General features: G+C 55.5%; 12 protein-coding genes. All 12 read right to left on the bottom strand.

The features are described 5' to 3' along the window. Nucleotides 1–4: 4 nt before the first annotated feature. A complete protein-coding gene (locus tag ACXJGX_RS00110) occupies nucleotides 5–934 on the bottom strand; it encodes a hypothetical protein (protein ID WP_474778105.1) in 930 nt (309 codons plus the stop codon). A 3-nt stretch (nucleotides 935–937) separates the two neighbouring features. Beyond that, nucleotides 938–1,375: a GPW/gp25 family protein gene (locus tag ACXJGX_RS00105; RefSeq protein ID WP_474778104.1), complete on the bottom strand. Its 438-nt coding sequence runs from the start codon at nucleotides 1,373–1,375 to the stop codon at nucleotides 938–940. 3 nt (nucleotides 1,376–1,378) lie between these two features. Beyond that, nucleotides 1,379–1,669: a PAAR domain-containing protein gene (locus tag ACXJGX_RS00100; protein WP_474778103.1), complete on the bottom strand. Its 291-nt coding sequence runs from the start codon at nucleotides 1,667–1,669 to the stop codon at nucleotides 1,379–1,381. A gap of 13 nt (nucleotides 1,670–1,682) precedes the next feature. Then, complete coding sequence (locus tag ACXJGX_RS00095) at nucleotides 1,683–3,464, bottom strand: phage baseplate assembly protein V (protein WP_474778102.1); 1,782 nt, start codon at nucleotides 3,462–3,464, stop codon at nucleotides 1,683–1,685. A 3-nt stretch (nucleotides 3,465–3,467) separates the two neighbouring features. Then, a complete protein-coding gene (locus ACXJGX_RS00090; protein WP_474778101.1) occupies nucleotides 3,468–4,154 on the bottom strand; it encodes a CIS tube protein in 687 nt (228 codons plus the stop codon). After that, the gene (locus ACXJGX_RS00085) at nucleotides 4,154–4,336 is read right to left on the bottom strand and encodes a hypothetical protein (protein ID WP_474778100.1); all 183 of its coding nucleotides are present in this window, start codon (nucleotides 4,334–4,336) and stop codon (nucleotides 4,154–4,156) included. The genes ACXJGX_RS00090 and ACXJGX_RS00085 overlap by 1 nt, the downstream gene beginning before the upstream one ends. 1 nt (nucleotide 4,337) lies before the next feature. After that, entirely contained in the window at nucleotides 4,338–4,793 is a 456-nt protein-coding gene (locus tag ACXJGX_RS00080) for a phage tail protein (RefSeq protein ID WP_474778099.1), read from the bottom strand. A gap of 2 nt (nucleotides 4,794–4,795) precedes the next feature. Continuing rightward, nucleotides 4,796–5,254 (bottom strand): phage tail protein, encoded by a 459-nt coding sequence (locus ACXJGX_RS00075; RefSeq protein ID WP_090198084.1) that lies wholly within the window; start codon nucleotides 5,252–5,254, stop codon nucleotides 4,796–4,798. Nucleotides 5,255–5,277: 23 nt separating this feature from the next. After that, on the bottom strand, nucleotides 5,278–7,473 hold the full coding sequence (locus ACXJGX_RS00070; protein WP_474778098.1) for a phage tail sheath C-terminal domain-containing protein: 2,196 nt from the start codon (nucleotides 7,471–7,473) through the stop codon (nucleotides 5,278–5,280). A gap of 13 nt (nucleotides 7,474–7,486) precedes the next feature. Further along, nucleotides 7,487–8,233: a hypothetical protein gene (locus ACXJGX_RS00065; RefSeq protein WP_474778097.1), complete on the bottom strand. Its 747-nt coding sequence runs from the start codon at nucleotides 8,231–8,233 to the stop codon at nucleotides 7,487–7,489. Beyond that, nucleotides 8,233–8,820, bottom strand: coding sequence for a Pvc16 family protein (locus ACXJGX_RS00060; RefSeq protein ID WP_474778096.1), 588 nt, complete (start codon nucleotides 8,818–8,820; stop codon nucleotides 8,233–8,235). Before ACXJGX_RS00060 ends, ACXJGX_RS00065 begins: the two co-directional genes overlap by 1 nt. A gap of 579 nt (nucleotides 8,821–9,399) precedes the next feature. Next, nucleotides 9,400–10,741: Ig-like domain-containing protein (locus tag ACXJGX_RS00055; RefSeq protein WP_474778095.1), on the bottom strand; the 1,342-nt coding region annotated here is incomplete at its 5' end.

The following is a 10,741-nucleotide window of genomic DNA, read 5'->3' as shown; positions in this document are numbered from 1 at the left end:
TAATTCATGTTTTTGATCCACGCGACAAAAACACCGCGGTCACGCTGGAAACATCGCCCTGCACGGCAAACACCCCGCCAACATCAGTCGGGGCATTTGTGGTTTCACCCGCTGCGAACTGGCTTGCTTCGAACAAGAGCGTCCCTGCCGTCGGGTCCGCATTTGCGCCAAATACCGGAACACGGCCACCGCGGGCATCATACATCGTTAACACACCTTGGCCCGTGCTGACCAAACGCGCACCGCACAGGCCCAACCGGGTCCAGCGCATCCGCGCAAACGGCAGTTGCGGGCCACTTTGGACTTGAAAGTTGCTCGCAGTGAATACCGCACGTCCAGAGCCGTAACCGATTTGCATCGCAAAGTCGCCGATCGCCTGCGTCGTTTGCAGCGTGCCGTCCTGCATCACCGACACATAGCTAATGCGCACCGATCCTGCCCGCACAGCCTGACCCAAAAGCGGCACATCGTCTTGAAGGGGCGGAATGCCGACCACCAAAGGGCCGCTATAATCGACACCGTCGGCGCGGTAGCGCAGATCATAAGCCAAGGGAAGCGACTCACGGACATTCAACGCGCTGATCGGCGTTGCGGATGACCGCTTACGGCCACCTAAAATGCCATCGGCACCGGCTGATATGCCGCGAATTTTGCTATCATCCACCTCAAGGTTTCGTGGCAGTGGGGCGGTGCCGCCGCGCACGCGGCCCGTGACAGCGATGGTGGTCCCCCCCAAAGACCCATCAACGACCCGCAGATACGCCCCCGTCATCCGTTTTGCTTCATAGCGGTCGACGTCGCAGGGCAAATCGGGGCCAAGCCCCAATACTTCGGCGACAGTCGTATCGCGCGCCGCGCCGACAGCGCTGGAGACTGCTTCGCATCCCATCAAGAAAGCGACTGATACAGAAAGGACGGTGATCGCCTGACGCATGGGTTAATCCTCGAATACGGGCGCGTCGGTCACCAATGTGCCCTCGCGGATATAAAACGGGAAAACGACGTTGGCGCGCGAATTTGTCTGACGGACCCGGTACAGCAGCTTGATCGTAAGGCGGCCTTCGTTTGCATCGGCGATGGCGACTTTGGTGGCTTCGACGTCAATGCGGGGTTCAAAGAACAAAATGGCCTGGGCGATCGCCGCCTCCATGTTGCGCATCGTTGACGCATTCATTGGGTCAAAGATGTAGTCATGGATCCGGCATCCAAAGGTCGGGTGCATGACACGTTCGCCGGGGCGGGTTTCAAATAAAATGCGCAGGCTTTGCGTGATGTCTTCGTCCGCGCCGACCAGTGCGGTTTCACCCGTAAACGCGTCAAATTTCGGTGGAAAAGCCCACCCGCGCCCTAGGAATCCAGGATCTTCAAATGGCATGTTTCATCCTCCAATTATCACTGTGGGGCAACCGACAATGATGGACCCACCATGTGCGGTGCTGTCGCCCAACCGTGCGGCCGGTGATCCGCCAATCATCACCGTGGCAGACCCCTTGGTGATGCTTGCAGGCGGCCCGACACACACACAGTTGTCGCCTTGGACGGCAGCGGGCATTTTTCCGATCAGCACGGTGGCCTCACCGGGGCCGACGATTGGCCCGCCCACGTGTGGAACGGGTCCCGTCGCAGAAGGGCAAACGTGCATATCGGTTAAGCGGGCGGCGGGGGGCATCGTTCAATCCTTCCTAATTAATCATGACCATCGCGCCCTCGATGGTGCATTGACCACCCGAGCTGAATTTCGCACTTGCAGTGCCTTCGGCCGTCATTTCGGTATCGGCAGATATGCTGATGTTCATCCCTGAAATGGCGACATCCGCATCGCTGCGCACGGTGATGTCGCCCGTGGCGGTTAAATCAAGCGTACCCTGTGCCGAGAACGACATCCCGCTGTCGGACATTTTGATCGTGTTTCCGGTGACATCGGTCAGTGTGATCGTGCTGCCATCATCATCAATCACGATGGATTGGCCTGCGGGCGTTTCAGCCGTCAGGATCACGTTTTCATCGTCAAACGTGATGTGGATGCCCGATTTCGTTGTGATCGTCTTAAGCCCGTTTTCCGCAGTCGCGTCGTGGCTGCGGGCGATGCCGCCACTGTGCAGCGACCCCAACACCACAGGCGCGCTGGGATCGGCCGATAGAAAACCAAGGATCACCTCGTCACCGACTTCAGGCAAAAACTGGATACCGGCGCCGCCAGTCGCATATGGCTGCGCGTAACGCGCCCATATCTCGGCAGGGGTGTCACCCATCAATGGTACACTGACCTGGATCATCGTGGCATCGGCAATCGGGTTGGCGTTGCCGCTGTCGACAATAGCCAAGACCGTTCCGACGTGCAGGCCTTGCACGGGTGACGCAAGCCCGCTGGCACCCGGCGACGCCATTCCAAAGCTGTCGCTGCGCCATCCTGAAGGCAAACCCAAACGCGCAGTGGTGGTCCACGTTCCGGCACTGATGTCATGGGTTATCCCAGACACATAGGCCGTTCCGCCCATGCGGTCACCGACACCTGACAATATCAAAGTTTTGCCGACTTTTCCCAAGGTCGAGCCCGGATATTTGACGATTCCGGACATGGCCGACAGCGGCGTACGCAATGCGCGTGCCTTGGCGATATTGGACAGCGCAACCTGTCCTGTGGCATATGGCGTTGTCGCTGTCTGGGTGCGATCGCCGGTGACTTTGGTCAGATCACCGTATGCGGCGTTGCCCCACGATCCTTGCTTTGCCGTGTTGTCTGTTTCTGTTGTGACCGCCTGCGACGCAGGATCCCAACCCGTGACAGACACCGTTTTGATCAGACTGGTGGTATCCAGTTTGCAATCGAAATCCAATATATCCACGCCCAATGTCAGTGACATTGTCGCAGCCGTCGTCGGGTCGGGCGCATCAGATGTCACCGTGCCATCATCCACCGTTAAAACATGGCCGTTACGATCGGCAAGCAGACGCAAAAAATCCCAGTCGCAACAGTCATATTGTACCAAATCGGCTGGGTCGGCAGAGGTTGCGGCGACTGTTGCGGTCAGGCCAGCATCGCCGATGATGGTGGACATCGCATCGCTGTCTTTTGTTTGTGCAAAGCTGGTGGTTTTGCGAATTTCCATCAGCGCGATGGCCTTGTCGCGGCAGGTCAGTTCCAATTCGCCTGCGCCGCCGCCACTGATGCGCAAACGGGTTGCTGTGATGATGCCTTTGAACAGTGTTTCTTCGGCGCCGGCACCAAAATAGGCGGCAATTTCTATTGTGGTCCCAACCACAAAGTCGGCCCCATCGATCAACGGGAATTCATTTGTGGCCACGGACCCATCTGCAATCTTCACGGTGGCCTGCGGCACCCGGTTCACGTCTTGCGTCACCGTCACACTGTTCACAGCAATGTCGTCATTGATCGCGGCCCCCGCGACCTTTACGACGACCCCCAGCGGTCCGGCGATATTATCAATCGGCGAAGCGGCCATCAGTTACCTCATCGGCGGAAAGCGCAATAGCGTGTCCGGCTTTAGGTCGCGAAAGTTATCAAGATCGTTAAATCTGGCGATTTCAAGATACTTGGACACATCCTTGTAGATACGTTCACAAAGTAAGGGCAGGGTGTCGCCTTGGACCACGCGCACGAGATGGGTCAAGTCGGGCGACTGGTTATTTGCCTCTAGCGCGACCTGTGCTTCGGTCAGCGCCTCGATAAATTTAAGCTTGAGCGTGGCGCGCAGCGGTGCGCCGTCGGGGTCAAACAGCGTGTAGTCGATATCAAGGTTGGTCAGCCGCCCTTGAAATGCTTTTAATTCTTCGCCCCAGTCGATCTGCACGGCATCGGGTTCATGGTCTTCGCCAGAATATGCATACGCGATATTGCGCAGTTTGGTGATTTGGGCGGCAACGGTTGTATCCGCCGCATCGGGCACAACGCCGGTCCCGTCAAGCGTCAGGGTAAATGACACCTCTTCGGGTTCAGACGCCGAAAACTTGGGCACAGGGGCTGCCTTGCCGATCGCGTTATCTGATCCGCCGCCGGTCCCCGAAAATTTTGTGCTGTATTTCCGGTTATAGCTTGATGGGTTGATTGTCGTGGTAAATATATTTGCGGCACCCGATTTGGGCCTGATTTGGGATACGGACGTATCACAGCGGGTGATCTTCAGCTTGGTCATCACAGCATCCCTTCTTTGATGCGGGCTTCTGTCGCCGCAATTTCGCGCGCCAAAAGATCGCGAAATTCACGCCGTAGACGGTCCGTCACGCGCCGTAGTTCATCCTCGCTTAGGCCTTTGTCGACAGGGCGTGCCTGACCAAAGGAACCACGCACAACAAGGTTACCAATTTCGATTGCCATGCTATTTCTTCCTTTCCAGGCTCAGGTAGCTCAGTTCGATTGTTTCAATCGCCAGTTCATTTTTCATCGCGTCAAAATTGCCTGCCGCCCACTTTACGGGGAATGCATTTGTGATCGACCAGCTTGCCACTGGTTCACCTGCCGCATCGCGCAGGGAAATGAGCAAATCTTGCGGTTTGATCGGTTTGCCAAATCCCTGCTCGAGCGTATTTTTACACCATGTCACAAGACCGTTGTCGCCCGTCATCAAAGCCCGCTTGAGCATCAGGTTCTTGTGTTTCACCTGTTTAGGTAAATTATGCACAAAGCGGTTTTCACCGCCCTCCTGAAGTGGTTCGGTGACCAATTCGGTCTCCAAACCACTGACCTCTTGAAAAGCAGTGTCCGGGATATCCGGATCACTGCCTTGAAACGTCACATCGAAATGAAACGCCGTATAGGCGACAAAGTCGGTCATCTTTAGGCGTTCTCGATCACAAAGCCTTCATGTGCGATCTCGATGCTTTCGACCGCAACCTCGTTGCCTTCAGCCTTCAGATCCGTGCCACTGACCTTGACGGGGAACGCATTCTGCACTTTCCACACCATTGTCGGCGCACCAGCTTCGTCGAGCAAAGAAATCGTCAATGCCTTGCGCGTGATTGTGTTCATCTTGATTTCGGCAAACCAATCCCAAATGGCGTTGTCTTTGACAAAAACGCCTTTTTTCATGGTGATATTTCCCGTTTTCAACATGCCGGGCATTTTGATTGTGGAAAATACCGGGTTATTGCCAGCACGATACTCAAGCGGCTGGGTTTCGATATCGAGGCCCGAGACCTCTTGAAATGCCAGTTCCGTATCGTCCCACTTTACTTGGAAGTGGAACTTTGGAAGCGGCCAGATCGCCTGCGTTTGCGCGGAGCCATCATCTGCCATGGTTTAGATCCTTTCTGAAACTCTTATGATTTCTGCATTTGCTGCTGGAACGTAATTTCGATGAATTCCGCAGGGCGCACGATGGCGACCAGAACGGTGATCCGTAGGATCCCCTCCAGAATATCGACCGGAGTCATGGTGTCGCCCAACCCGCAATGCACGCTGAACGCGTCCGACGGGACCGCACCTGCCAGACCACCTTGTTTCCAGACCGACGTCAGGAAGTTTTCGGTCATCGACCTCATGGTGACCCATGTGTTGGCTGTGTTGGGTTCAAAAACATACGCCTTGGAGGCAAGACGCAGCGATTCCTCGATCATGATCATTGTGCGGCGCACGTTGATATAGCGCCAATCAAGGCTGTTGCCGTCCAGCGTACGCGCCCCCCAAACAAGCGTGCCTTCACCGACAAACGGCCGGATCGCGTTGATCGATTTACCAGTCGTCGAAACGTTCAGGTTTTCTTGTTCTTCGCTGTTGATGTTGACCTTTGGACCGACCACCGCGTTCATCGACACGTTGGCAGGCGCTTTCCAGACGCCGCGGCTGTTGTCGACCATGGTATAAAGCCCGGCCATGCCTGCGCCAGGCGCCATTGCATTTTCACGCTTGGCGATCGTGTCCATCATCGTGCCGTATAGCGGAACCAAAGACCGCAGTGTTTTGTCGATGACCGCAGGCGACGGGCCTTGGGCGACAACAGGGCTCGTACCGTCAACCAGCACGCGCAGTTCTTGCTTTGCAACCATCACATCGTCTTTGAAGATCGTATAGGTTGCTTTGGCTTCGGGGCCAGCAAACGATGGATCCGGTGCAAACGTGACCTTACCACCATCAGCGACCGCCCATTTGCCAACACCTTCAACCGCTTTGACTTTGCCATCCGATGTGGTGGCGTCTGCCAAAACGATGGTCGCGGGGTCGGCGTCGGGATGGTCGGCGGCAACATCGATTTCTGCTGTCGCTGTCTGGTCCTTGATCGCGGCAGGCAACAAGATGGCGCCGATCATTTCGACCTTCATCGTCAGGGTGTCTGTGGCCATGTCGGCCTCGTCACTGACGACCAGTTCGATCTTGCCTTTGTTGGTTTCGCCATCGTGCTGAAAGCTGACGGTGCTGGCGGTTTCTGCGTCACCAAGCATGTCTTGGGTAAATTCCCAAATTTCGGCGCCGCCTTCGTCGACAAACGTGCCGCCCATGTCACCCGTTTTGCTGATCACATATTTCAGGCCGCTTTTGTCGCTTTCGTCGTCTTCTGCTTGCACGTCGTGCGGCGTAACTTTGACAAGGCCGCCCTTCGGAACGGAGATTGTAAAATCACCTGTGACCGTTGGCGCGCTGATCCGGTTGATTTCGGCCGCGAGTTCCTTGCCGGCTTTCATGGATTGGCGCATCAGCGACATCGCCTTTGGATGGCTGGCCCCAACGATGTTTTGGTAGGTAAAATCGCGTGATTGAAAGATCGATGTGTCGAGCCAAGGAAAGTAGGCCGCGCCGAAATCAAGGTTGTTGATCCCGACGTCGTTACGGAAGGTCGCGACCGGATTGCCGAGCGGCGATTTTTGATCAAGGTGGCCCGCGAAAATATCCAGAATGGCGAACCGGTTTTTCATATCGTTACCGCAATGCTTTAGCATCGCTTGCTGAACTTTCACCGCGTTTTGACGTGCCAGACGGGTGGCTTCCGGGATCACCAACATCGTTGGTTCAGGTTCTTTTTTCAAACCATCAATTGCTGACAGCATTTTGTCTGCGTCAATGACATTGTCTTCCAGTTGGCCCATGTCATTCTTGACTTGGTAGCCCCCGATCGATGTCACGTAGCACGCGCCACCACCGTTTTGAAAGAAAAGACGCATGGCGCCAAATAGCGCAAATGCCGGATTTTTCTGTACAAATTCAAACTTGTTTTCACCCACGGTAAACACCGCGCGGGGCAGCGCGTCTTTCATCGCAGCGCCGTCTGCCGATAGCGGGGAGGTGCCGCTAAATTCTGCGAAAGTCACCAGTTCATACTGCGGCTTTGGTGGTCCGCCGAAATAGGACATATATTCTGAAAAAGATGTGATCCGGAACGGTGTGTCTAACAGCGACACGTTCCCGTTTGCGGCCTTTTCAGTATAGCCAATAAAGGCGGGAACCGCCGTGGCCACTTGCACGACCGAATTTGGAAATGCGCTTTTTTCGACGATGTAGACGCCGGGGGTCTTCATGACCATGGGAAATTCTCCTTTACCATAGGCTGACGAAAATGTCGGATTGAAGGTGCTGTGCGGCCGCCGGGTCATCCGCCGGTCGCATGTTGATCCCTGCCGCTGGTAAAACCGGGATCAGTGTAACGGGGTCGAAAGGCGGATCTTGAAGCGCCTCCAGCTTAAAACGAGCAGGTGACCGGTAAGCCAAAGCAATCGGTGCGGTTGACCGTAACACCCGCGCAGACAAGCCTTCGGTCAGGGCGCGTTCGCCCAAATCCTCGAATTGGTGGGTGTCGGACGGGTCAAGGATCTGAAGCGCGTCTTTTGCCTTTTCACCGGTAAAGTGATACGCCCAAAGCGGCGCAACTGTCGGCATATGCACCGTCATTTCGCGTGTGCCCGTCGCAGCGATTGCGACCGACATCCGCAGCAGCGGATCACCCGGCAGCCGGTCTGGCGCGTGATCGGTGACAATATCGGCGTAAGCAAAGATCGGCGCGTCCAGATCAGCGCCAAGCATCAGATGGGGCAGGGTTGCCCAATTCACGCCGCCCGTCACGGCCAACACGTCATTTGATGTCGCGACGACATCAAATGTAATGATCGCGGGTTCTGTGAACGCATCCGTTTCGGCGATGACATCAATTCTGGCAGCGCTGGGTTTGGCAAGCAGCCCCAGCCGCGCAAACATACGCGGATCACTGGGCGCAATCCGCAACGGCGGAACCTCGTCATCCCAAAACCCGTGGCTGATCCGAATAGATGCTGCGATGTGGTAGGACATCACTGCGTCTCCCGTAGCGGAAACAGGCTGCGCCTTGGTTTGCGAATAGTTGGCGTAATCGCAGTGATTGCGGCAGACGTCAGTGTAATGGTGCGAATTTTGAACATGACGGATGGCACATAGCGGCCGCCCAGATTGCCCCACATCTGACCCATTTCTTCGACCCGCAGATTGCTGATCTCGAACGACAGCTGCTGCATACCTTTGGGCATTTCGGGTGTGTTTTGCGGTGTCATGATGGGATAGCTTTGAAAATACATCAAACCCGCGGACAGCATTTTGAGCCCTTCGCCGTAAATATTGGCGTCGTAAGACGCCGCAAGCATGGCGTAGATATCAAGGTGAAGGGGGTCTTCGCCCGCAGCTAATCCCACAATGGACGCGCCACGCGGTTGCGACCGGCGCGGCATACTGTCTTCGCTGATGTTCGTGATAAATAACGCAAGGCGGTTGCGGGATAGCTCGGTGGGTTTGCCGTCAGCGTCCGTCAGTGGCGCAAGTACTGCAATATCTTCCGGGGCACCGTAGCGCCCCGAAAGATGCCCGTTCAGCTTTGCCACGGTCATGTTCAATGCGGCATCAATCATCGCCAGCACCACAGCCCGCAAACAGGAAAAAAGACATATCTATAGGAGAGACCACGCGGCCTCCTTCATGTTAAGTTTAATGACAGAGCGTGCAAATATGCGCACGCACAGGGGCTTAAAAAATACGATTTAGAAAAACATGGCTCCCCTTACGTAAAGCAAAGCACAGACCGACGTCGCATGGCAAGTATTGAGTAAGGCAGATTTCTATTTTTATTTTTATTCAATGTGTTATCTCGCACACTTATATTGTGAAATGACATTAATGCAGCGACTCAGCCGCAGTGCAGCGTGATCGCGTCACCACGATTAAGCACAAAACAGGTTAATGAATGGTTGGGCCAAAACGGCCTGGGGCAGCTTTCGTATGGCTGCCAGCATCGCAATTCTCATACGGATGCGGCGCCCGAAAACGGTGCCTCTTTCACTACTTATGATTGCGGTAATTTTTTACGGAATTCAGCGACAGTGACCTGCGCAAATTTAATAGTGCCAGCCACCAGACCGGCACGCCCTGAAAACGATAAACTGTCAGGGCGTGCCAACTATTACTGGCGATCGTCAAAGGTCTGCTTGCGCCTAAAAAACGAAGTTGAAGCCGACTTGCAGGCCGACGCTTTCATAGCCGGTGGCGCCGATACCATCATAGAATGTGTCCATGGTCAGAATGGCGCCATTTTCCATCAGGTAATGCGCGCCGAATTTGACCTTTGCGCGGCCACCTTCATAATTTGGAACGATCAGGTCTGCGTTACCTGTCCCTTTGCTCGACGCCCCGATCGCGGCGAAACCGCCATTCAGCTCCAATGTTGCATTGCTGTTTTCCAACGCGATGGTTTGGCGGAAATCGACACCGATCTGGGCTTGGCCAAGCGCGACACCCTGCTTTGGGATGACGTTGCCAAGACCGTCAATATACGCGTCCTGATCGTCCGTTGTGTAGGACAGTTGCACCGACGGAAGCACTGTCGTCGCACCATACTGCATTTCACCTGACACCTTAACTTGGGCAAGCATGCGCTCAGTATCAAACTGATCGGTATATGTGCCAAGCGGCGAGACATCGTTTGTCGTTTGTCCATACAAAGCCCGACCATCAATAAACAGCGGCTGGTTCGGCGTCCGTGCGACGAAATAAACGCCCGCCAACCAGCCCTGACCTTCAACAGTTGCGGGGCCATCGTTCTGCTTGATATAGTCAAGCTCGACCATGCCACCGATCAGCAGGTTCGGCGAAACAGCATAGTGACTGCCGGCGACACCAAAAACATACTGAGATTCGCGTGCGTCTTCGTTGGTCCAGGCCCCGTTCAGCCTGACCCAAACCCCGGTGTTGTTAGAAGACGAAGACGCAAAGTCAAAACCGCCTCCCGCTTGGGTTACCGCCAGATCAAAGCCACCTGAACCACCGCCCGACAAAAACCCAGTTAAACTTGGCTGGCTAGAGACCAGCTGGTTTGCGCGCGCTTGGACGAATTGCGCGATGACTTTGCTGGTTTCCGCGACCACGTCATTCGATATGATCAGGATATTGGACGCCACGCTGGCATTTCCTGCAGCGTCTGCCGCCGCACCGGCTGGAACAACGACTTCTAACGCGCCGTTGCCTGTCGCTGCGATTGTCGCGACGTAGTCAGCACCACTGCCTGTCAGGGCCGTGACGGTACCGTTCGTTACGGCCAAATCGCTGGCGATCAGCCCAACCACATCCTCAGAGAACGTAATGACAACCTCGACTGATTGCGCGCCAGCAATGCTTGACGTGTTGGCGGCAATGGTAACCGTCGGGGCGGTGGCGTCGTAGGTCGTCGTGACTTCGTTCGAGGCTGCGGTATTGGTGTTGCCCGCCGCATCACTGAACACGCCCACACCCACAGACAGGGCCACCGGCCCATCGGCGATGGGTGTCAGAACAGCCGTG

It is taken from the genome of Yoonia sp. SWMV100 (genome assembly GCF_056108365.1).
This window is presented reverse-complemented; position numbering and strand designations above follow the sequence as displayed.